We start from the raw sequence: 21518 nt of genomic DNA on the forward strand, positions 1-21518 counted from the left end.
CCCGTAACCGGGGGCTCCGCCCCCGGTTACGGGGAGGGGCGGGGTGGGGGAGACGAGCCCGGTCAGTCGGCGTGGCGGGAAGCGTGGAAGCGGGCTGCGGCTTCGGAGAGGTCGACGATCGGGGCGGGGTAGGGGAGGGCGGCGCGCTCGGGCTCGGGGAGCGTCCAGGGGGTGTGGATGTGGCGGGCGGGGAGGTCGGCCAGCTCGGGGAGCCATCGTCTTACGTAGGCACCGTCAGGGTCGAAGCGGCGGGCTTGCGCAAGGGGGTTCAGGATGCGGTTGGGGCGGGTGTCGGTGCCGGTTCCGGCCACCCACTGCCAGTTCAGCTGATTGTTCGCCACGTCCCCGTCCACCAGCAGATCCAGGAAGTGCCGCGCCCCCACCCGCCAGTCGACGTACAGCGTCTTCGTCAGGAAGCTCGCCACCAGCAGCCGGGCCCGGTTGTGCATCCACCCCTCCGCCGCCAGCTGCCGCATACCGGCGTCGACCAGCGGGTAGCCGGTCCGGCCCGCCTTCCAGGCGGCGATGGCCGCGACGGCGGACTCGTCGGAGCGCCAGCGGTCGCCCCGTGGGCGGTAGTCGGCGTGGGAGGCGTCGGGGCGGGCGGCGAGGACCTGGTGGTGGAAGTCGCGCCAGGCGAGCTGCCGTACGAAGGCGTCGGCGCCCGGCCCGCCGGACTCCCGCGCCCGGCGCACCAGCTCCACGGGGGAGAGGCAGCCGAAGTGGAGGTAGGGGGAGAGCCGTGAGGTGGCGTCGCCCGCCAGGTCGTCCTGGCGGTCGGCGTACGCGGCAAGACCGGACCGCAGCCACGAGTGGAGGCGGCGGCGCCCGGCCCGTTCGCCGCCCTCGGGCAGTCCGGGGGAGAGGCTGCCGGAGGCAGAAAGGGACATGGCGGCGGCCTGTTCGGACCGCACCCCGGACGGCACCCGCAGGCGGCGCGGCGCGGCGAGCGGCCTGCGCTGTGCGGCGCCCTGCCAGGCGCGGAAGTACGGGGTGAAGACGGCGAAGTGGTCCTTGCCCGAAGCCCGGGAACCGCCGGAGGGGGTTACGGTGCCGGGCTCGACGGCCGTGAGCACGGTTCCGTGCACCCGCAGCGCGACCCCGCCCACCCCGCCCACCCCGCCCAGCGCCTCCCGCAGCCGCTCCTCCCGCCGCCCCGCGAACCCGCTCACGCCGCCCGCGATGTGCACCTCCCCGGCGCCGACCTCCTCGGCCACCCGGCGGATCTCCTCCACCGCGTCACCCGTACGGACGACGAGTCGTCCCCCGCGCTCCCGCAGCCCCGCGTCCAGGTCGGCCAGACAGTCCCGCAGGAACGCCACCCGGTTGGGCACGGCGAACCCCGCCGCGGCCACCCGGCGGTCCACGACGAACAGCGGAACGACCTGGTCGGCCGAGCGGACCGCGGCGTGGAGCACGGGGTTGTCGCGCAGCCGCAGATCGGAGGTGAAGACGGCGATCGAGGTGCTGGTTGTGGTCACCCCTCTCCCCTACACCCGGCGCCCTCACCCCGCCGGGAGCGACATCAGCCCGATCGGATCGGTGGTCGGCGCCCGCGAACCCCCGGCGGGCTCGACCGTCACACCCACGCCGGACGCCTTCCCGACCGCGCCGCTCAGCAGGGCGGCCGTGCCGTCGCCGGTCCCGGTGTCCGCGGAGTTCATGAGCCCGGCCGACCGCATCGTGCCGCCGTCGCTGAACCACAGCTGGTACACCCGCCCCTCGGGCGGCTTCGGCAGGCCGGAGGCGAGGAACGCGGCCTTGTCCAGCGCGTGCGAGACCACGACCGTGCCGGTGGCCCCGTTCGTCAGCTTGGCGTTGCGGCTGTGGGCGTCCGGGGCGGCCAGCACCTCGGTCACCGCCTCCACCTGCGCCACGCGCTGTTCGGAAGCGCGGGCCGTATCGCGCGCGTCGGACGCCTGTCCGCTCTGCCACGCGGCGACCCCGCCGAGCGCCACCGCCCCGGCGAGACAGGCGGCCAGGGCGACATTCTGCCACCGGCCGCGCGCGGGACGCCGGTGCGGGGTGACGCCGGCGGAGAACTCCGGTTCGTTCCGCGCCACCCGCGGCGGGTCCTGACGGACCGTGGCGATGCGCCGCATCACATCGTCCTTGAGTACCGGTGACGGTGTCAGTGAGGTGGCCATGCCGAGTTTGGCCGCGGTGGCCCGTAGCTCCCGTACTTCCTGGGCGCAGGCCTCGCAGTCGGCCAGATGCCGTTCGAAGGCCAGCAGTTCCCGCCCGGAGAGGGAGTACACCGCGTAGGCGCCGGTCAGTGTGTGCAGATCCGCTCGGTCCGCTCTGGTCATGCCCCGACCCCCATGCAGTCGCGAAGCCGGATGAGTCCGTCCCGCAGTCTGGTTTTCACCGTGCCGAGCGGGAGCTGCAGCAGCTCCGCCACCTCGCGGTAGGTACGGCCACGGTAGTAAGCGAGCGTCACGGACTGACGCTGCAGTTCGGTGAGGGTCTGCATGCAGCGGCGTACCTGCTCGCGCTCCAGCCTGGCCTCCACCTGCTCCGTCACCTCGTCGAAGGCCGGGGTGCGGTTCAGCAGGGCGGCTCGCTCCTCGCGGTCCGACGCGGACTGCGCGGACCGTACGCGGTCGACGGCGCGCCGGTGCGCGAGCGTCATGATCCACGCCATGGCGCTGCCGCGGGCGGGCTCGAACCGGGCCGCGGTCCGCCACACCTCGACCAGCACCTCCTGGGTGACCTCCTCCGCCTGGGCGGGGTCGCGCAGCAGACTGCGCGTCAGGCCGAGGACGGAGCCGCTCACGGCGTCGTAGAGCGCTGCGAAGGCGTTCTGGTCCCCCCTGGCCACCATTCCGAGCAACTCCTCGAGGTCCGGACCCCTGGGGGCCGGTCCACCGATGAACACGGGCTCTCTCACTAGCCGTCCTTCCGGATGAGCGTTACGACACCACGAAGGTGTCGTATCTCATTCGTCGCCCGAGCGGGTGCGGATTGGTCAACATGAGCCGAACACGTGAGTCGCGGTCGCACGGATCTGCGAATTTGCCGGTCCGGCAAGGAGATTTGGCGCTACGGCCCCGGTGCGGGCAATCTCGGGACATGACCGCACATCATGAGGCACGCCATTCGGCACACGTTCAAGAGCACGTGCACGGTCACGGGCACGGCCATGGGCACCAGTCCACGGACCAGCCCGACTGGGACGCCTTCGCCCCGTTCCTCGAACGCGGCGCCGAGGTGCACACCCCCGTCTACGACCAGGCCACCGCCTGGCTGCGCGAGCGCTTCGCCGCGGGCGGCCACTCCGTACGCCGCGTCCTCGACGTCGGCAGCGGCCCCGGCGTGGTGACCTGCCTCCTCGCCCGGGCCTTCCCGGACGCCGAGGTCGTGGCCCTGGACGGGGCGCCCGCCCTGCTGGAGCGGGCCCGGGAGCGCGCCGCCCGGCTCGGGCTCGCCGACCGCGTCACCACGCTGCCCGTCGAGATGCCGGAAGGACTCGACCCGGCCACGCTCGGCACCGCGGATCTGATCTGGTCGAGCAGGACCGTGCACCATCTGGGTGATCAGCGCGACGCGCTGCGCCGGCTCGCCGCCGCCCTGCGCCCCGGCGGGCTGCTCGCGATCGGCGAGGGCGGGCTGCCGACCCGCTTTCTGTCCCGGGACGCGGGGCTCGGCCGCCCCGGTCTGCTGTCCCGGCTCGACGCCGCCCAGGAGGTGGCGTTCGCCGAGATGCGGGCCGGGACGCCGGGCGCGGTGGAGACCGTCGAGGACTGGCCCGGGCTGCTCACGGCGGCCGGTCTCACCGGCGCCGCCAGCCGCAGCTTCCTGCTCGACGTGCCCGCCCCGCTCGACGCGACGGCCCGCGAGTATCTGCGCGCCGAACTCGTCCGGTGGCGCGAGGCCGCCGCCGACCGTCTCGACGACGGCGACCTCGCCGCCCTGGACCGGCTGCTCGACCCGGACGACGAGGCCGGGATCGCGCGGCGGCCGGACGCCTTCGTGCTGACCGCGCAGACCTTCCACGTGGCGGCCCGGGGGGAGTGAGAGAACGCGTCGGCGCCGTCAGCCGGTGGTGAGGGTGAGCCCGTACGCGCTGAGGATCGGGTTCACCGGCTGGTAGTACGTCGTACCGCCGACGGTGCAGTTGCCGGAGCCGCCGGAGAGGACGCCCTGTGCCTCGGTGCCGGAGACGAACGAGCCGCCCGAGTCGCCGGGCTCGGCGCACACGCTGGTGCGGGTCACGCCGCGGATGGTGCCCTGCGGGTAGACCACGCTGGTGTTGTGCTGCTGGATGGTGCCGCAGTGCCAGCCGGTGGTCGAGCCCGAGCGGCAGACGGACGAGCCGACCGGCGCCTCCTGGGAGCCGGAGACCGTGACGGTGGTGGAGTCGGGGCCGATCACCAGCGGGGTGGGCGTCCAGTCGGGGTTGGTGGCCACCCAGGCGTAGTCGTTGCCGGGGAAGACCGAGCCCTGGAAGGTGCCCTGCGCCACGCGGTTGAAGCCGGTGGTGGTGTCGCCCGCGTCGCCGCAGTGCCCGGCGGTGACGAAACCGGCCTGGGCGGCCTGGGTGACGGAGAAGCCGATCGAGCAGCGGGCGGAGGCATTGATGTAATAGGCCTCGCCGCCCCGCAGGTCATAAAGGGGAGCCGGGCGCTCGGCCGACTCCACGATGCGCACCATGGCGCCGTCGACGCCGCTGGCGTCGATGAACCGCTGGGCCGCGTCTGGCTGGGCCGACTGGACGACCACGCTGTTGCTCTTCACGTCCACGTACCAGAGGGAGGCGGTGGTCGCCGACGGGGGCTGCTCCTCGGCCACCCGGTCCAGCCTGTCCTTCGCGGCGTTCAGCTGCTCCAGGCTGTGGCCGACGACGGTGGCCTTGGCACCGGCGGCCGTGATGGCGCCGCTCTGCGCCTGGTCGGTGGTGCCGACGGTGAGTTCGGCGGTGTTCCCGGTCACCCAGCTGCCCGCGTAGCTGCTGCCGAGGTTCTTGCGCAGGCCGGGTTCGGCCTGTCCGGCCTTGTATTCGTTCGCTATCCGGGTCCGCGCCTCGTCGGCCGTCAGACCCAGGTCGCGCTGCATGGCGGCGAGCACCTCGGGCGGGACCTCCCGGTGGGAGCCGGGCGGCGGGGACGGGCTCGCGGTGGCGGGTATGCCCGCACCGGCGAGGAACAGTGCGGCTATGGCGACGGTGCAGCCCGTGGCGAGCTCAAGACCATGACGACGTCTGCGGCGCATAGTGCGTTCTCCTGTCGCGTGTCACGCTGCGTGCCTTACTGAGCGCTAAGCGTAATTGTGGTGACAGGGGACCGCTCGGCGGAGGTGCGGACATGACGCCGCCCCGCCGCGCGGTGCGCGACGGGGCGGTATGGCGACCGCTTGTCGGTTTGTCAGCCCGCCGGGTTTGTCGGCCCGTCGGGTCTGTCAGTCCGCCAGGTTGAAGGTGTCCGGGTTCGGGCCCAGCCGGTTTCCCGAGTCCAGGGCGCCGATCGCGGAGAGGTCGTCGGAGTCCAGCTCGAAGTCGAAGACGTCGATGTTCTCCTTGATCCGGGACGGGGTCACGGACTTCGGGATGACGACGTTCCCCAGGTCGAGGTGCCAGCGCAGCACGACCTGCGCCGGGCTCTTCCCGTGCTTCGCGGCGATCTCGACGAGCTTCGGCTCCTCCAGCAGCCCCTTGCCCTGGCCCAGCGGGGACCAGGCCTCGGTGACGATGTCATGGCGGGAGTTGAAGGCGCGCAGCTCCGACTGCTGGAGCTGCGGGTGCAGCTCGACCTGGTCGATCACCGGGGTGACCGAGGCCTCGGACAGCAGCCGCTGGGTGTGCGCGGGGTGGAAGTTGGAGAGCCCGATGGCCTTGGCGCGGCCGTCGGCGTAGATCTTCTCGAACGCCTTCCAGGTGTCCACGTACTTGTCGACCTCGGGAAGCGGCCAGTGGATGAGGTAGAGGTCCACGTGGTCCAGGCCGAGCTTGGTCAGCGAGGTGTCGAAGGCGCGCAGCGTGGAGTCGTACCCCTGCTCCGCGTTCCAGAGCTTGGTGGTGACGAACAGCTCGTCGCGGGCGATGCCCGACGCGGCGAGCGCCTTCCCCGTGCCCTCCTCGTTGCCGTATATCGCGGCCGTGTCGATGTGCCGGTACCCGGCGTCCAGTGCGTTACGCACCGCGACCTGTGCCTCGTCGTCCGGAATCTGCCAGACGCCAAAGCCGAGCTGCGGAATCCGAACGCCGTTGTTGAGGGTGATGAAGGGGACCTTGCTCACGAGCAGTCGATCCTTACGTCGGAATGCGAACACGTACTCTGTGGTCAACGATCACCGGGCGCCACGCATTCCCGGTCCACGAGCCGTACCGGGTGCGCGATCTCCGCGCGGAAACGGTGCGGGGTGTGTCCCTCGCGCACCGTCGCGCCCACCGCGACCGCCGCCAGGCTCACCGTACCCCGTGGTGCGCGCACCACCATGGCCAGCCGGTAGGTACCGCCGATGGGGACCGCGCCGGTGCGGCGGATCTCCCAGCCCGGGTCGGGGCGCAGCTCCCGCCGCGCCTCCAGGCAGACCCGCTCGCCCGCCGCCACGGCGTGGTGGCCGTCCCGCAGCCCCAGCCGGGGCCCGAGGCGGACCGACAGCGGGGCGTCCGCGGCCTCGGCGAGCTGATGCGGGGCCATGGACCAGGCGACGGGTTCGAAGGCGGCCGTCTCGGTGGCGGTCGACAGGGTCAGATCGAGGTTGACCGTTCGCAGAGCGGGTTCCGGCGCGTCCCGCGCGCAGCTGACCGCACAGTGCAGCAGATGGTAGACGGCGGTGTGCGCCTCGGCGGCCAGGAAGGCCGACAGTTCCGGGTCCCCGGCGACCAGCTCGGCCGTCACCGGGACGGACACCGGTCCGCCCAGGGTGACATGGCCGGTCAAGGCCGGGGACTGGGGAGTTTCCTCGGAGACCAGGGTCAGTTCGCGCTCGGGAAGTGCGGGGAGAATGACATCGATCATTTCGTGCCCCCTTCGCGGCTCGGTGGTACCCAGGGAGTGCGGGGCGTCCCCTTAAGCCGACAAGCCGACCAGGCGTCCGTGCTAGCCGTTATACAGCGCCTCGACCTCGACCGCGTACGCCTGTTCGATCGCCTTCCGCTTCAGCTTCAGGGACGGTGTCAGGAGACCATGCTCCTCCGAGAACTGCGCGGCAAGTATGCGGAACGTACGAATCGACTCGGCCTGCGAGACGGTGGTGTTCGCCGCGACCACCGCCCGCCGGATCTCGGTCTCCAGATCCGGGTCCCGGACCAGCTCGTTCGCCGCCATCGTCGGTTTGCCGCGCATCGTCAGCCAGTGCGAGACGGCCTCCGGGTCCAGGGTGACCAGCGCCGCGACGTACGGGCGGTCGTTGCCGACCACGATGCACTGGGCCACCAGCGGATGCCCCCGCACCCGCTCCTCCAGCCCGACCGGTGAGACGGTCTTGCCGCCGGAGGTCACCAGGATCTCCTTCTTCCGCCCGGTGATCGTCAGATAGCCGTCGTCGTCCAGCGTGCCGAGGTCGCCGGTGGCCAGCCAGCCGTCGCGCAGTATGGCGTCGGTCGCCTTCGGATCGCCGAGGTAGCCGTGGAAGATCTGCCCGCCGCGCAGCCAGATCTCGCCGTCGTCGGCGATGTACACGGTGGTGCCGGGGATCGGCACGCCGACCGTGCCGAAGCGGGTCCGCTCGGGCGGGTTGGCGGTGGCGGCCGCGGTCGACTCGGTGAGCCCGTACCCCTCGTACACGGTGACGCCCGCGCCCCGGAAGAACAGCCCGAGCCGCCGCTCCATGGCCGAGCCGCCCGACATCCCGTGCCGGACCCGGCCGCCCATCGCGCCGCGCACCTTGCCGTACACGAGCTTGTCGAAGAACTGGTGCTGCATGCGCAGCGAGGCGCTGGGGCCGCTGCCGATGCCGAACGCCTTCTCCTCCACCGCCTCCGCGTACCGCACCGCGATCTCGACCGCCTTCTCGAACGGCCCCGACTTGCCGTCCGCCTCCGCCCGGCGGCGCGCCGCCGCGAACACCTTCTCGAAGATGTACGGCACGGCGAGGATGAAGGTCGGCTTGAAGGACTTCAGGTCGGGCAGGAGCGCGGACGCCGCCAGCTTCGGCTGATGGCCGAGCTTGACCCGGCCGCGGATCGCGGCCACCTCCACCATCCGGCCGAAGACGTGCGCTAGGGGGAGGAAGAGCAGGGTGGAGGCCTCGTCGCCGCGCTTGGAGTGGAAGGCGTCCTCGTACCGCTCGACGACGTTGTCGGACTCGGCCATCAGATTGGCATGGCTGATCACACAGCCCTTGGGGCGGCCGGTGGTGCCCGAGGTGTAGATGATGGTCGCGGTCTGCTCCGGGGTCATCGCCAGCCGGTGCCGGTCGACCAGGTCGTCGTCGATGGACTCGCCGTCGCTGAGCAGCTGCTCCAGCGCCCCGGCGTCCAGCTGCCACAGCCGCTGGAGGTGCGGCAGCCGGCCGACCACCGAGCCGACCGTCATGGCGTGGTCCTCGTGCTCGACCATGCAGGCGGAGACGGACGCGTCGTGCAGCATCCAGAAGACCTGCTCGGCGGAGGAGGTCGGGTACAGCGGCACGCTCTGCGCGCCCACGGTCCACAGCGCGAAGTCGAACAGCGTCCACTCGTAGCGGGTGGGGCACATGATGCCGACCCGGTCGCCGAACCGGACGCCCTGGGCCAGCAGCCCCTTGGCGAGCGCCACCACCTCGTCCCGGAACTGGGCCGAGGTCACGTCCTCCCAGTGGCCGTCGGGCGTCTTGCGCCCCAGGGCCACGCGCTGAGGATCGGACTCCGCATGCTCGAAGACGGCATCCGCCAGTCCTCCGGCCTGGGGCGCCGATGCCATCGGGGGGACGGTGAACTCGCGCAATACCTGCTCCTTGAAGCCGCTCCGCACAGCGCCGCGACCGTACCCGATCCGGCCCTCCGGACGGGAGAGGTGTTTCGTCGGGGAATGGTCGGAATGTGTGCTGACCAGTGAGGTGAAAGAGTGTCAAACGGTCACCGTGGGGCCCGGTTTGTGCTCAGTCTGCCCCTATGCGCCGCATGTGTGGCCGATATGTAAGGACTTCCTCCACGGAATCTCTCCGATCACGGCACAGGCCCGGCCGGATAGGGCACCGGCCCGGCCATGATCGCTTCCGCGAGCCGCTCCGCCGCGGCGCGGGTCGCGGTGTCCCGCTGCCGCTCCCCGTACAGCAGGACGAAGTCCACCGGCCCCAGCTCCGGCAGTCCGGCCCGCTCCGGAACCGGCACCAGGCCCGGCGGGATCAGGCCATCGGTGTGCGCCATCACCCCGAGCCCGGCGCGCGCCGCCGCGACCAGCCCGTTGAGGCTGCCGCTCGTGCACACGATCCGCCACGTCCTGCCGTGCCGCTCCAGCACGTCCAGCGCGCGGGCCCGGGTCAGCCCGGGCGGCGGGAAGACGATCAGGGGCAGCGGGCGGCCGGGGTCCAGCCGCAGCCCCTCCGCGCCGATCCACACCAGCCGGTCCCGCCACACCAGCTGCCCCTGCGGCCGCTCCTCGGACCGCTTGGCCAGCACCAGATCCAGCTTCCCCGCCTCCAGCCGCTGGTGCAGGGTGCCCGACAGCTCGACCGTCAGCTCCAGATCCACTTCGGGGTGATCGCGGCGGAACCCCTTCAGGATCTCCGGCAGCCGGGTCACCACGAAGTCCTCCGACGCCCCGAACCGCAGCCGCCCGCGCAGCCGGGTGCCCCGGAACCAGCTCGACGCCCGCTCGTTCGCCTCCAGGATCGACCGCGCGAACCCGAGCATCGCCTCGCCGTCCTCGGTCAGCTCCACCCCATGGGTATCCCGGCTGAACAGCTGCCGTCCGGCCGCCTCCTCCAGCCTGCGCACGTGCTGGCTCACGGTGGATTGCCGTACCCCGAGGCGGTGCGCGGCCTGGGTGAAGCTCAGGGTCTGGGCGACGGCCAGAAACGTACGGAGCTGGGCGGGATCGAACACGTCTTCCACTGTAAGCAGGGCCCATCACGGAACGCGATAGCAGTCAGAGCGGTATGCGGGATTCCCGATGGGCCCGGCCCCGGGCAGTCTGGAGAGGGCCCCGTACGGCACCCGGGCCCACGGCACCGAGAAAGAGAGTTCATGCACCGCCCGCACCACCTGCTCAGCCCGCTCCGTCACCTCCGTCCGCTCCGTCGCAAGATCAGCCTCCCCTCGTGGCTGCCGGTGGACGGCTTCATCCTCGGCCTGGTCGGCACCGTCGCCCTCGCCGCGCTGCTCCCGGTCAGCGGCCGGGCCGCCACCGTGACGGACGGGGCCACCACGGTCGCGGTCGCCTTCCTCTTCTTTCTCTACGGCGCCCGGCTCTCCACCCGCGAGGCGCTGGACGGGGTACGCCACTGGCGCCTCCACCTGACCGTGCTGACCTGCACCTTCGTCCTCTTCCCGGCGCTGGGCCTGGCCGCCCGCGGGCTGGTTCCGTACGTCCTGACCCAGCCCCTCTACACCGGCCTCCTCTTCCTGTGCCTGGTGCCCTCCACGGTCCAGTCCTCGATCGCCTTCACCTCGCTCGCCCGGGGCAACGTAGCCGCCGCGATCTGCGCGGGCTCGTTCTCCAGCCTGATCGGGATCGTCGTCACGCCGGTCCTGGCCGCTCTGCTCCTCGGCAGCGGCGGCGGCGGGTTCTCCGCCGACTCCATGGTCGAGATCGCCCTCCAGCTGCTGGCCCCCTTCCTGGCCGGTCAGCTCCTCCGCCGCTGGATCGGCGGCTTCATCTCCCGCCACCGCGCGGTGCTGCGCCTGGTCGACCGGGGCTCGGTCCTGCTCGTCGTCTACGCGGCCTTCAGCGAGGGCATGGTCCGGGGCATCTGGCACCAGATCACCCCCGCCCGGCTGGCGGTGCTGCTCGCGGTGGAGGCGGTGCTGCTCGCGCTGATGCTCACGCTGACCACGTACGGCTCGCGGAAGCTGGGCTTCCGGCGGGAGGACCGCATCACGATCACCTTCGCGGGCTCCAAGAAGAGCCTGGCCGCGGGCCTCCCCATGGCCAGCGTCCTGTTCGGCGCGCAGGCGAGCCTGGCCGTCCTCCCGCTGATGCTCTTCCACCAGATGCAGCTGATGGTGTGCGCCGTCCTGGCCCGCCGCTTCGCCGACCGGGCCCCCGAGCCCGCCTCCGGGCCCGCCCCGGAAGCGGTACGGGAAGAGATCGCTCAGCCCTCGGCCGTGAGCCGCTGAGCGATCTCTTCCGGCCGCCTCCGCTACCGGACGCGGTCCAGGGGGAGATGGGCGGTGGCGGACTTCCCGTCGACGGGTGCGTTGAACTCGCGGACCCGGCGGAGTTCGGTGTCGGTCAGCGCCCGGGCGTAGACGCGTACCTCGTCCAGGGCGCCCGTCATCCGGGAGCGGCCGTCGACCGCCTCGCCGAGGTGGAGCGCGAAGGGGGAGGAGCGGCTGATGGTGCCGGGCGCGTCGGGCGCGGAGACCGGGGCGGTGCCGTCCACCGTGAGCGTGAGGCGACCGCCGGTGCGGGTGAGGGCCAGGTGGTGCCATGCGCCGTCGTTGTGGGCGGTGGTGGTGGCGACCGAGGCCGAGGTGTAGGTGGCCGGGCCGTCGACGGTGGTCATCAGGGCGCGGACGCGGCTCGACGACGGTTCGCCGCGCACCCACACCTGGGCCTGCTTGCCGCCGATGCCGCCCATCCAGAGGAAGGGGTGCTGCCCGGAGGCGGCGTTGTAGCGGAACCACAGGCTGATGGTGAAGTCACGGGTGCCGAGCGGCAGCGCGCCGCGGTACGGGAGGCGTACGGCGTCGTCCGTACCGTCGAAGGCGAGCGCCCCGCCGAAGCGGCCCCCGGTCCCGGTGGCGCCGCCGAGGACGGTCGCGGGGCGGGCGCCGGGCGCGCGGTCGTCCGTGACGGGGGAGGGGGCGGCGCGCGGGCCGAGCCAGTCCTCGGTGAAGCGGGCGAAGCGGATCTCGTCGCGGGCGTCCACCGCGCCGCCCTCGTACATCAGCCCGACCGTGCCGGGCGAGACGAGGGCCATGTCGGAGTAGCCGGACCAGTCGGTGGTGACCACCTTGCCGCGGTCGGTCCCCTCCCAGCTGCGTGCCTCGTCCCAGGAGGAACGGATCATCATGGTCCGGCGCCGGTCGGGGTCGGCGGGCGCCGAGAACAGCAGCCGCCCGGGACCGTCGCGGCCCGTCTCGCGCAGCCGGAGGACCGAGCCCTGCACCATCGGCGTGGACAGGTCGGGGAGGGTGCGGAACGGCGCGGCGAAGCTCTCGCCGCCGTCGCGGCTGATGGCGTAGTCGCGGTGGCCGAGGTCGGTGCCGTCCTGTTCGCGCCCGTTGACGTAGACCGAGCCGTCGGCCCGCTCCACCAGCGTCATCTCCGAGGGCTTCTGACGGAACGTACCGTCCTGCGCTATCGGATAGGAGTCCACCGCGCCGACCTTCCAGCGCCTGCCGCCGTCGTCGCTGTAGGCGAGCGCCGCGTGGTTGGCGGTGATGCGGGTGCCGTCGTGGCTCTCGGTGTTGACGGTGAAGAGCAGCCGCCCCTTGTGCCGCCCGTGCTTGAGCTGAATGCCGTGCACCGGGCCGGTGGCGTACCAGGAGTTCCACCCCGGCGGCAGCAGCTCGGCGCTGAGGTCGCGCGGCGTGGACCAGGTGGCGCCGTCGTCGTCGCTGTACTGGAGGTGCGGAGTGCGGTCACACGGCACGTCACAGCTCTGCGAGTCGTCCCGGCCGGTGTTGTACGTGCTGGCCAGCAGGATGCGGCCGGTGCGCGTGTCGACCACGGGCGCCGGATTGCCGTGGGTGTCGCCGCCGCCCTCGTTGACCACCTGTAACGGCCCCCAGGTGCGGCCCCCGTCGGTGGAGCGCTTGAGCACCAAGTCGATGTCCCCGGCGTCGCCGCAGTTGTCCCTGCGGCCCTCGGCGAAGGCCAGCAGGGTGCCGTCCTTGGACGTGACGATCGCGGGAATCCGGAAGCAGGAATACCCCTCGTCCTGGGCGGACTTGAAGAGGATCTGCTGCTCGAAGTCGGTGGCGGAGCCGGAAGCGGTACGGGCCGCAGACACGGTGTCGTCCGTGTCCGCGGCCCGTACCGGAAGAGGAGCCAGGGCCAGCGCCGCGGCGGCGAGAAGCACCGAGGCGCGCCGCCGCCATCGTCTGGTCCGGGGGCGTGTACGGGGATCTGACGCCATGGTCACGACCTGCCCTTCAGAGCCATCTGGACGCCATCTGGACATCAAGACATCACGACATCCCACGTCTCATGGAGACTGTCGCAGAAGTGTCCCGCTTTGCGCCCGGTGGAAACAAGGACCGTGCGTCAGAGTTTGCGTGCGCACATCACGTCGTCGAGCAGTGCTTGAACGGCCCGCTCGGCGGCGAGGAGTTGGTCGTCGTCGGACGTCGCGCCCGTGGTCATGACGACGACCGAGCGCCGCCCACCCGCGTCGGTGGCGGTCCTGACCGTGCCGCCCGCGAGGTCGCCGCCGTGGCCCCAGCGGTATCCGCCGCAGTTCAGCGGCTGCCGGGCCAGCCCGAGGCCGTAGCGCATCCTGGGGAAGGCCATCTCGTAGTCCGCGTTGACGCGGACGGTCCGGCGCATCTCGGCGAGCTGCTCCGGGAGCAGCAGCCGCCCGCCCAGCAACGCGCTGTAGAACCGGCCCAGATCGCGGTCGGTGCTGACCAGGGAGCCTGCGGAGCCTGCCCAGTTGACGTTGCGGACGGTGGTGTCGGTCCACTCGGCGGAGCCGGGGAAGAGGCGGTAGGTGTGTGCGTGCGGGCCCCTCAGATACGGGTCGTCGCCGGATGCGTACGTGCCGGTCAGGCCCAGCGGGCGGACGATCCGGTCGTGGACCTCCTCGTCCCACGACCGCCCGGTGACCTTCTTGATGATCATCCCGGCGAGGAGATAGCCGGGGTTGGAGTAGTTCCACCGCGGGTTCGGGTCGCCCTCGGCCGCGGGCGGGAAGTCGGGCTGGTGCTTCATCGCTCCGGCGACCATGTCCTCGGGGTCGAGGTGCCGGTAGCGGTTCTGCTCGAAGGCGTCGGCGGTGTCCCCGGTCTCCTGTGTGGGGTCGTAGCGGTAGACGCCGCTGGTGTGCTGGAGCAGGTTCCGGATGGTGATGCGGTTGCCGTCGTTGCCGTTGCCGCTGACCACGCCCGGCAGCCACTTTTCCACCGGATCGCTCAGCGACAGCTCTCCCTCGGCGACCAGCTGGAGCACGACCGTGGCCACGAAGGTCTTGGTGACGCTCGCGGCCCGGTAGTTCGCCCCGTACGGCATGGGGCGGCCGGTGTTCCGCTCGGCCACGCCCGCGCGGGCGCGGACCTCGCGACGGCCGTCCCGAACCTCCACGGTGATGCCGGTGTATCCGGCGTCCCGGAGGATCCGGGCCACCCGCCGGTGCAGCTCCTTCGAGGTCAGCGTGGTGGCCGCGGCGGACGCGGTGCGGTGATCGGCCGTGGCCGCCGGGACGGCGGCGGCGCCGACGAGGAGGGCGGCGACCGCCGTGGCGGCCGCGACGAGACGTAAACGGGCTGTTCTGATACGTCTGTTCATGTCGCCCCAGCCTGCCGGGCCGAGGGGGCCCGGACCATGGAGTGGGCCCCCGGGCCCGGGTGGGGGCAGGCCCCGGACCCTGGCGGGGGCAAGCCCTACGTGGCAGGCGCGGTCAGGCCGAGGAGCCACTGTCCACGACCAGGTCGGTGCCGACCACGGAACCCGCCGCCGCGATCTCGTCCCCCTCGGCGAGCCGCCCCAGCGGGGTCTGTGCGCGCGCGCACCAGATCCCGCAGCCGGCCGGAGCCCGCGATCACCGCGGCGTCCGGACTGATGCCTCGAAGGTCGTTCTGCGGCCGGTCGCCCCCGCCAGGCCCGGAATCAGCCACCACCCGACGCTCACGAACCACCCGCCGCAGCGCATGCCTCCATACCCAGAACGCCGAGCGCACCCGGATCCTCGGTGGCCTCGTCAACGCGTACAGACATGCGGCACGACATGCAGGGATGACTCTTCGAGCGGCACACGAAAACGGTGTCATCGAATCATCTCGACTCGTTGTATCGTCCCTGACAAGGATGAACATGCGTGTGCAGTAGATGACTTGATTTGTCCCAGGGGGCGGTGCGCCATCTCGTTCGAAGAAGAGTGGGCTCAACACAAATCCGCAGCAGCCGCGCGGACACAGATGCAAGTGAACAGTTTCGACAGCGGAGGCGCCCCCTCGACGGGGGGCGACCATATGGCCTCCTCCGCCGCCGACAAGAAGAAGGCCGCCTCGTACCTGGAACGGGACTTGCTTCCCGATGCGGTCAAGGCGGGTCAGCACGCGGGAGGCGCCACGCAGTCCGTCACCGGGCTGGCACCGGCCGGCCGAGTGGACGCCGTCGTGTGGGGCGGTCCGGGCGAGCTCGACAAGTGGGAGATCAAGGCCGGCCTCAACGCGGCGATGAGGCACTGGGGCCAGCAGGTGAACAACCTACTGGCACGCCTCAACGGGGAGATGGGGGCGCTGCGTACCGCGAACAACCTCTACATCGGCAACGATCAGTTCCAGCGCTCGCAGTTCAACGACCTCATTCCGGCGGGGCAACCGGGAAGCGGTGTCACCAAGGACACACCGTCCGTGATCGCTCCTCCCAAGCCGCCCGATCCCTCCACCGACCCCAATGGCCCGCTGCTGCTGCCCAATCCCTCGCCCACCTCGGAGTGATCCATGGCCCTGACCTATCAGGACGTGATGACCACGGACTTGTCCATGCTCCAGAGCGCCTCCGAGGAGTGGAAGGCGATGGGGGACAAGTTCAAGACGCTCAAGACGGACTACGACACCCACGTGCGCGGAGCCCTCGGCAACGGGAAGTGGGTCGGCCAGGGCTACAAACGCCGCAGCCAGGAGTGGCGGTATCACGGCGCACGAGCTGTGGGGTGCCATGAAGGAGGCACACGCCGTCGCCGAGCAGCTCTCCGAGGCCCACACCGTGCTGACCCGGCTCAAGTCCGCGCTGAAGGACCTGGTCAAGCAGGCTCGTGAGGACGGCTACAAGGTCGACTCCGTGACGGGCCAGGTCACCACCGACTACGACGCCAAGCGTTTCCAGGACATGACGCCGGAGGAACTGCGCGGGTACAAGAACGACCCAGCGGGCATCGCCGCGCGCGAGCAGCAGCGGACCGACCTCCTCATGGATCAGATCAAGGAGATCGACGAGGCCGACTTCGGCTACCGCACCGCCCTGGAGCGCGTCACCAAGGACGTCGATGGCAAGGGCGTCAACGGAGGCTTCAACTCCAACGCCTCGGGCGACCCGGAGAAGTACGAGGGCCAGCGCGCCGAGGAACTGGCGAAGAAGGTCGCCGACGGCGACGACCTCGGCGACAAGGAGAAGAAGGAGCTGCGTACGCTCCTCGACGGCAACGAGGGCGACAAGGCCTTCAGCCGGACGTTCGTCCAGGGTCTGGGCCCCGAGGGCACCGTCAAGCTCGGCCATGAGCTGCGTGGGATGGGCAAGGACGGTGACTGGCTGGAGAAGAGCGTCAGCACGACCATCGCCGCCGCCACCAACGTCCCCAAGGACATCGAGAAGCTCCCGGTGACCTCCAAGCGCTACCAGGACTGGCTCAACAGCGACGACGGCAAATTCAACAAGGAGTTCCTCGCCGGTCTCAAGAAGGTCGGCACGGAGAACTTCGCCAGCAACACCGAGCCCGTCTACGGCTATCAGGAGTTCGTGACCCTGATGAAGAAGGGCGGGAAGTACGACGGCTCCTTCTTGCAGACCCTCGGCGACGACATCATGGAGACCGAGAAGGACAACAAGGACCGCGGGCTGTGGGACCAGTGGAACGGCAAGCCCGGGCAGAAGGGCGTCGAGTACGACCCGCTGGACGGCGTGCTGGGCCTGATGAGCAAGGACCCGGACGCCTCCACCACCTACCTCGACCCGAAGGGCAGCGACCGTCTCCAGTACCTGCTCAAGGACCGGGACTGGCCCGGCTACCTCCTCAACGGCGGTGGCGCGGCGCCAATCGAGAACAAGGACCTCGCCGACCTGACCAACAAGATCGGTTTCGGCCAGGCGCTGGAGGCGGCGGCCACCGGTGAGGTGCCCGGGACGAAGCATCCGCTGGGCGGCCATTCGGAGGCCGAGGCGCGCGTGATGCAGTACGCCGTCAGCCATCTCGACGACAACATGTCCCCGAACCTCAGGCCGTCGATGGGCCACATCCTGACCGACTACACCCCGGACACGCACGAGATCCTGAGCCAGGCGAATCCCGCCTACGAGAGCGAGAAGCACATTGCTTCGGGGGTCTTCAAGGATGAGCAGGGGAACGTCCGGGTCGCTCTGGACCCGCAGGTCCTCGACAAGGTGATGCGCGGCGTGGCCAACGATCCGGCGGCATTCGGGGACATGTTCAACGCGGAGCGGCAGTACTCGGCCGACAAGCTGGTCCAGAACCCCATCAACGGGGACACCAAGGCCATCGACCAGCGGAACAACGCCATCATGGGTGTCGGCAACGTCTGGGGCCACTATGACGGCGTGATGACGGACGTCGCCCTGGACAAGAAGGATGCCGCGATCCAGTGGGCGCGTGACGTCAACCACCACGTCACCTCCGGGAACGCGGCGGTCGACTTCGTGTCTCCGAAGGCCCCTGCGGCCGTCGTTCCGGGCGTGGACATCGTCGGCCGCGTGGTGGACTTCGGCATGTACGACTGGACCAAGGAGGCCGTCGCGGACGCGACCAAGGTCGGGGGAGAGGAAGCGGCCAAGACGTTCAACACCGGCCACAAACAGATGGACGCGCTCGTCGTGAAGTGGGTCGAGGCCCAAGGCGGCGACCCCGGCATCGAATCCGGCAAACCCTCTCCCGAGATCGGAGTGATCCAGCACGAGGGGCAGGGGACATACAGTGACGGACGGGAGCAGGCATTGATCAACCTTGGGCGTCCCGGTGGGTGACGCACCGCTCGGTAGTGGTGCGGGCCCGTTCCCTCTTGCTGGAGAAACGATCGAGAATGCGTGAAAAGAGAATGAGCCGTACCGGCAAGAAGGTCGGCATCGCTCTGGGCGGGATCCTGGTTTGCCTCCTGCTGGTCGGCGGTGTGCTGTACGCGACCGGGACACTCCAGAGCTGGCGGGACGACCGGGAACTGTCCCGTGCCTGTGAGGGGAGCCTCGCCGGCCAGCAGGTCCGCGATGCCTTGGGCAGCGACGACGTGGGGGCCCGGGACACCTCAGCCGACGGACCGGGGGTGCTGGCTTCCTGTAGGGCGGAAGTCACCGGCGGCGGCAGCGGCCTGAGTATCCAGGTTTACCGAGGCTCGCGGAGCGAGGGCGCCATGGCTTACCTCGGCCGCCGCGGGCTGGCGTCGTACAGCTCGCCGGTCTCCCCGCTCGGCACCTGGCCAGGGGTGCTGCTGAACGACCCTGAGATGCCCCGTGCCTCGCTCTGGCTGCGGTGCCGCGGCGACAAGGACAAGAGTCTGCTGGTCACCGCCCGCCTGAACCGCGATTCGGGCGGAAAGGCGTGGTCCGGCGATAAGCGCCGGGACTTCGCCGCCGCCGTGACGGCGACCTCCAAAAAGGCCGCCGACGCCTTCGGCTGCGCGGATCCGGAGGGAGGTTCCCTCACGGGTCTGGCCGACGACCCTCGCGACCGTCCGGTCCCCATCTCCAAGGCCACGGGTACCTGCGCCGCGCTGCGCCCGCACTCCAGCGCCGCCGCCCGAGCGGGCCTGGACCACGTCTGGACCACGCGGTCCGTCGGATCGGCACCGGTGGAGGACTGCGTGCTCGCCACGTCGGACGATCCGCAGGTGCCCGGGTACTGGATCTCGGCCTACTACGGCCCGTACGCCGAGAGTTTCGCGACCGAGGTCGCCGCCTCGCGCGTGCGGGGGGAGCGGGGGCAGGAGAAGGACGGTCACCTCACGTGGGCGACCGCCGAGTGCCCCGGCACCGACCAGCGGGCGCTGTACGTCCTGCGCGGCATCATTGCTGACACCGGCACGACGACACGTCCGGGAGAGGTGCCCGTGCGACATGACTCGGCCGCCCTCCGGGCCGATCTGCTCACGGCCTTCGCGCGGCAGTCCTCCGAGCGGCACCACTGCGGCGATCTGAAAACGCCCTGAACCCGGAACGACCTGTGCGCCCGCCGAAGGGCCCCGCGCTTGCCGGAAAACTCCTCCGTGCGCGGGGCCCTTCGGCGTATCGGTGCACGTGGAGGATGCCGTCGAGGCGCTCGCGTCGTCACGCGGTGACGGCCCCCTGCCTCGGTGGCGGCAGCCCTATGGCGACCGGGTCGTCAGGCCGAGGAGCCGCTGTCCACGACCAGGTCGGTGCCGACCACGGAACCCGCCGCCGGGGAGGCGAGGTAGAGCACCGCCGCCGCGATCTCGTCCGCCTCGGCGAGCCGACCCAGCGGGGTCCCCGTCTTCATCCGCTCGGCACGGTCGGCCTCGGTCTCGCCGGGCAGCAGCGACATGGGGCCGTCGGAGGCGCCGGGGCTGACCGCGTTGATCCGGACGCCCTGGTGGATGTGGTCGAGCGCGGCCGCCCGGGTCAGCGCGGACACCGCCGCCTTCGAGGTGCTGTACGCGCCGGTGCCCGGAACCCGGAGGTGGGCGCCGAGGTTGGACGAGACGTTGACGATGGCCCCGCCGCCGTTCTCCTTCATATGGGCGATCTGGTGCTTCATGGCCAGCCAGACGCCCGTCACATTGGTGCGCAGCACCGCGTCCCAGTCCTCCTCGCCGACCTCGCCGACCGGCCCCTTGCCGCGGAGTATCCCGGCGTTGTTGACCGCGATGTCCAGCCCGCCGAAGCGGGTGACGGTCTCGCGCACCAGATCCCGCAGTCGGCCGGAGTCGGTGACATCGGTGGTGACGGCGGCGGCCCGGCCGCCCGCGGCCTCGATGAGGCGGACCGTCTCGGCCAGGGTGGCTTCGGTGCGCCCGGCGGCCACGACGGACGCGCCCTCGGCGGCGAAGGCGAGCGCGATGGCACGGCCGAGGCCGGAGCCCGCGCCGGTGACGAGGGCGGTCTTTGCGGTGAAGCGGTTCATCGGATGGCTCCTTGTGCGGTGGAGAAGGGACGGCTCCGCTGGACGCGGAGGTTCAGGGCGGCGGCGGCCGCGAGCGCGGCCCCCGTCGCGGCGAGGGAGAAGGAGTCGTTGCCGAAGGTGAGCACGATGGCGAAGACCACCGTCGGACCCAGCTCCATCGCCGTGTTCAGCACCCCGCCGGCGAGCCCGGTCCGCTCGGGCGGCACACCGTCGGTAGTGAGGACCGCGGCCCCGGCGAAGGAGGCAGCGGTACCGGTCGGCAGCAGGATCAGCCCGGGCAGCAGCCCCGACGCGTACGGGGTGTGGGGGTCGAGCCCGGTGAGAGCCAGCAGGACGAGCCCGGCGGCGGCCGTGGCCAGCCCGGCGGCGGTGACCTTCCGCGGTCCGAAGCGGGCTATGAGCCCGCCCGCCGACCGGCCCGAGGCGAGCAGGGCGACGGCGAACGGCAGGAAGGCGGCCGAGGTCCGCAGCGGGGACCAGTCACGGTCCTGCTGGAGGTGGAGCGAGAACGTCACGAAGGTCATCGCGGTCGCGCAGGCGCTCAGCGCGATGGCCGTGAGGGCGAGGGCCCGCTGCCGGTCCGCCAGGAAGCGGGGCGGCAGGAGCGGATCTCCGGCCCGGCGCTCGGCGTACCAGAACGCGGTGAGCAGCGCGGCTCCGAGGAGCAGCGGCACCAGCACCCCGGCCGATGACCAAGGCAGGGCGTCGGTGACGACGAGCCCGTAACCGGCGAGCGTGATCCCCGCGGTGGCCAGCAGCGCGCCCGGCAGATCGAGCGTCCGGCCCGGGGTCGGCGCGGTGTCCGGAAGCAGCCGGGGCGCGAGCGCCAGGGCGGCCGCGGCCACCGCGAACGGTACGGCGAAGCTCCAACGCCAGGACAGCAGTTCCGCTATGACGCCGGAGAGCACATTGCCCGCGGTCGCGCCGAGCACCGAGAGCCCGCCCCAGGACGCCATCGCCCTCCCGTACGCCGAGGGGGAGGGGAAGACGGCGCGCAGCACGGACATCGCGGCGGGCGCGATCAGCGCCGCCCCCGCGCCCTGGGCGAACCGTGCCGCCAGGAGTGTGCCGATAGCGGGGGCGAAGGGGGCGGCGGCCGAGGCCGCGGCGAAGAGCGTGAGCCCGGCGCCGAGGGCTCGTCGCCCGCCGTAGCGGTCGGCGAGCCGACCACCGAAGAGCAGCAGCCCGGCGAAGGTCAGTCCGTAGGCGGCGCTCAGCAGGATCAGATCGGCGCGCTCCAGCCCGAACGTCCGCCCGATCTCGGGCAGCGGCACGGCGATCGCGGCGAGCGTGAAGATCAGCGTGATCTGGACGGAGCCGAGCAGGGCGAACGCCCGGCGCCGGCGCGTGCCGGTGGTGGCGCCGGTGCCGGTCGCGGTGGCAGTGGCGCTACCGGTGCCGGTGGCGGTACTGGCACCGCAGGGCGTATCCGTGGCGGTCATCTCGTCCCTCATTTTTGACCGATC

At 71.3% G+C, this 21518-nt stretch carries 17 protein-coding genes and 1 pseudogene; 5 read left to right on the forward strand and 13 right to left on the reverse strand.

All coding sequences use genetic code 11. The features are described 5' to 3' along the window. Positions 1 to 62 precede the first annotated feature (62 nt). From ABZ370_RS42725 to ABZ370_RS42735, 3 genes are read right to left on the reverse strand one after another with little or no spacing between them, the layout of a single operon-like run. Positions 63 to 1481 (reverse strand): deoxyribodipyrimidine photo-lyase, encoded by a 1419-nt coding sequence (locus tag ABZ370_RS42725; RefSeq protein WP_358633575.1) that lies wholly within the window; start codon positions 1479 to 1481, stop codon positions 63 to 65. Positions 1482 to 1505: 24 nt separating this feature from the next. Next, positions 1506 to 2309 carry an anti-sigma factor gene (locus tag ABZ370_RS42730; protein WP_358633578.1) on the reverse strand — a complete coding sequence of 268 codons (804 nt, stop codon included), beginning with the start codon at positions 2307 to 2309 and terminating at the stop codon, positions 1506 to 1508. Then, positions 2306 to 2824, reverse strand: a complete 519-nt coding sequence (locus tag ABZ370_RS42735) for a sigma-70 family RNA polymerase sigma factor (RefSeq protein WP_358633581.1) — start codon at positions 2822 to 2824, stop codon at positions 2306 to 2308. The genes ABZ370_RS42730 and ABZ370_RS42735 overlap by 4 nt, the downstream gene beginning before the upstream one ends. Positions 2825 to 3072: 248 nt before the next feature. Here ABZ370_RS42735 and ABZ370_RS42740 point away from each other — a divergent pair, with 248 nt between their 5' ends. Next, positions 3073 to 4017: a class I SAM-dependent methyltransferase gene (locus ABZ370_RS42740; RefSeq protein ID WP_358633584.1), complete on the forward strand. Its 945-nt coding sequence runs from the start codon at positions 3073 to 3075 to the stop codon at positions 4015 to 4017. 18 nt (positions 4018 to 4035) lie between these two features. On the opposite strand, the gene ABZ370_RS42745 is transcribed toward ABZ370_RS42740, so the two are convergent. From ABZ370_RS42745 to ABZ370_RS42765, 5 genes are all read right to left on the reverse strand, one after another. Next, positions 4036 to 5211, reverse strand: a complete 1176-nt coding sequence (locus ABZ370_RS42745) for a S1 family peptidase (RefSeq protein WP_358633587.1) — start codon at positions 5209 to 5211, stop codon at positions 4036 to 4038. Positions 5212 to 5397: 186 nt separating this feature from the next. Next, positions 5398 to 6234 carry an aldo/keto reductase gene (locus tag ABZ370_RS42750; RefSeq protein ID WP_358633590.1) on the reverse strand — a complete coding sequence of 279 codons (837 nt, stop codon included), beginning with the start codon at positions 6232 to 6234 and terminating at the stop codon, positions 5398 to 5400. 44 nt (positions 6235 to 6278) lie between these two features. Next, entirely contained in the window at positions 6279 to 6959 is a 681-nt protein-coding gene (locus ABZ370_RS42755; RefSeq protein WP_358633593.1) for a hypothetical protein, read from the reverse strand. 81 nt (positions 6960 to 7040) lie between these two features. After that, positions 7041 to 8867 carry an AMP-dependent synthetase/ligase gene (locus ABZ370_RS42760; protein WP_358633596.1) on the reverse strand — a complete coding sequence of 609 codons (1827 nt, stop codon included), beginning with the start codon at positions 8865 to 8867 and terminating at the stop codon, positions 7041 to 7043. Positions 8868 to 9088: 221 nt separating this feature from the next. After that, positions 9089 to 9967, reverse strand: coding sequence for a LysR substrate-binding domain-containing protein (locus tag ABZ370_RS42765; protein ID WP_358633599.1), 879 nt, complete (start codon positions 9965 to 9967; stop codon positions 9089 to 9091). A 141-nt stretch (positions 9968 to 10108) separates the two neighbouring features. Here ABZ370_RS42765 and ABZ370_RS42770 point away from each other — a divergent pair, with 141 nt between their 5' ends. Further along, entirely contained in the window at positions 10109 to 11200 is a 1092-nt protein-coding gene (locus ABZ370_RS42770; RefSeq protein WP_358633602.1) for a bile acid:sodium symporter family protein, read from the forward strand. A gap of 23 nt (positions 11201 to 11223) precedes the next feature. Here ABZ370_RS42770 and ABZ370_RS42775 read toward each other — a convergent pair whose 3' ends face one another. From ABZ370_RS42775 to ABZ370_RS42785, 3 genes and pseudogenes are all read right to left on the reverse strand, one after another. Next, positions 11224 to 13167: a sialidase family protein gene (locus ABZ370_RS42775; protein ID WP_358633604.1), complete on the reverse strand. Its 1944-nt coding sequence runs from the start codon at positions 13165 to 13167 to the stop codon at positions 11224 to 11226. A gap of 128 nt (positions 13168 to 13295) precedes the next feature. Continuing rightward, positions 13296 to 14534 carry a serine hydrolase domain-containing protein gene (locus tag ABZ370_RS42780; protein ID WP_358633607.1) on the reverse strand — a complete coding sequence of 413 codons (1239 nt, stop codon included), beginning with the start codon at positions 14532 to 14534 and terminating at the stop codon, positions 13296 to 13298. A gap of 112 nt (positions 14535 to 14646) precedes the next feature. Then, positions 14647 to 14751 (reverse strand): annotated as a pseudogene (locus ABZ370_RS42785) (short-chain dehydrogenase); the annotation flags it as partial. A 418-nt stretch (positions 14752 to 15169) separates the two neighbouring features. On the opposite strand from ABZ370_RS42785, the gene ABZ370_RS42790 reads away from it, so the two are divergent. From ABZ370_RS42790 to ABZ370_RS42800, 3 genes are all read left to right on the forward strand, one after another. Then, on the forward strand, positions 15170 to 15688 hold the full coding sequence (locus ABZ370_RS42790) for a hypothetical protein (protein WP_358633610.1): 519 nt from the start codon (positions 15170 to 15172) through the stop codon (positions 15686 to 15688). A gap of 220 nt (positions 15689 to 15908) precedes the next feature. Next, entirely contained in the window at positions 15909 to 17945 is a 2037-nt protein-coding gene (locus tag ABZ370_RS42795; protein WP_358633613.1) for a DUF6571 family protein, read from the forward strand. Between the two features lie 56 nt (positions 17946 to 18001). After that, positions 18002 to 19120: a hypothetical protein gene (locus ABZ370_RS42800; protein WP_358633616.1), complete on the forward strand. Its 1119-nt coding sequence runs from the start codon at positions 18002 to 18004 to the stop codon at positions 19118 to 19120. A 173-nt stretch (positions 19121 to 19293) separates the two neighbouring features. On the opposite strand, the gene ABZ370_RS42805 is transcribed toward ABZ370_RS42800, so the two are convergent. Both ABZ370_RS42805 and ABZ370_RS42810 read right to left on the reverse strand, forming a co-directional pair. Further along, positions 19294 to 20052: a glucose 1-dehydrogenase gene (locus tag ABZ370_RS42805; RefSeq protein WP_358633619.1), complete on the reverse strand. Its 759-nt coding sequence runs from the start codon at positions 20050 to 20052 to the stop codon at positions 19294 to 19296. After that, positions 20049 to 21494 carry an MFS transporter gene (locus ABZ370_RS42810; RefSeq protein ID WP_358633622.1) on the reverse strand — a complete coding sequence of 482 codons (1446 nt, stop codon included), beginning with the start codon at positions 21492 to 21494 and terminating at the stop codon, positions 20049 to 20051. Before ABZ370_RS42810 ends, ABZ370_RS42805 begins: the two co-directional genes overlap by 4 nt. Between the last annotated feature and the right edge of the window lie 24 nt (positions 21495 to 21518).

This window comes from Streptomyces sp. NPDC005962 (genome assembly GCF_040629205.1).
Classification (GTDB): domain Bacteria; phylum Actinomycetota; class Actinomycetes; order Streptomycetales; family Streptomycetaceae; genus Streptomyces.

Excerpts from the sequence above, each read along its gene's own strand:
- ABZ370_RS42730 (WP_358633578.1), bottom strand. The coding sequence starts at position 2,309 with ATGACCAGAGCGGACCGAGCGGATCTGCACACACTGACCGGCGCCTAC.
- ABZ370_RS42735 (WP_358633581.1), bottom strand. The coding sequence starts at position 2,824 with ATGGTGGCCAGGGGGGACCAGAACGCCTTCGCAGCGCTCTACGACGCC.
- ABZ370_RS42740 (WP_358633584.1), top strand. The coding sequence starts at position 3,073 with ATGACCGCACATCATGAGGCACGCCATTCGGCACACGTTCAAGAGCAC.
- ABZ370_RS42745 (WP_358633587.1), bottom strand. The coding sequence starts at position 5,211 with ATGCGCCGCAGACGTCGTCATGGTCTTGAGCTCGCCACGGGCTGCACC.
- ABZ370_RS42755 (WP_358633593.1), bottom strand. The coding sequence starts at position 6,959 with ATGATCGATGTCATTCTCCCCGCACTTCCCGAGCGCGAACTGACCCTG.
- ABZ370_RS42770 (WP_358633602.1), top strand. The coding sequence starts at position 10,109 with ATGCACCGCCCGCACCACCTGCTCAGCCCGCTCCGTCACCTCCGTCCG.
- ABZ370_RS42775 (WP_358633604.1), bottom strand. The coding sequence starts at position 13,167 with ATGGCGTCAGATCCCCGTACACGCCCCCGGACCAGACGATGGCGGCGG.
- ABZ370_RS42780 (WP_358633607.1), bottom strand. The coding sequence starts at position 14,534 with ATGAACAGACGTATCAGAACAGCCCGTTTACGTCTCGTCGCGGCCGCC.
- ABZ370_RS42795 (WP_358633613.1), top strand. The coding sequence starts at position 15,909 with ATGAAGGAGGCACACGCCGTCGCCGAGCAGCTCTCCGAGGCCCACACC.
- ABZ370_RS42800 (WP_358633616.1), top strand. The coding sequence starts at position 18,002 with ATGCGTGAAAAGAGAATGAGCCGTACCGGCAAGAAGGTCGGCATCGCT.
- ABZ370_RS42805 (WP_358633619.1), bottom strand. The coding sequence starts at position 20,052 with ATGAACCGCTTCACCGCAAAGACCGCCCTCGTCACCGGCGCGGGCTCC.
- ABZ370_RS42810 (WP_358633622.1), bottom strand. The coding sequence starts at position 21,494 with ATGACCGCCACGGATACGCCCTGCGGTGCCAGTACCGCCACCGGCACC.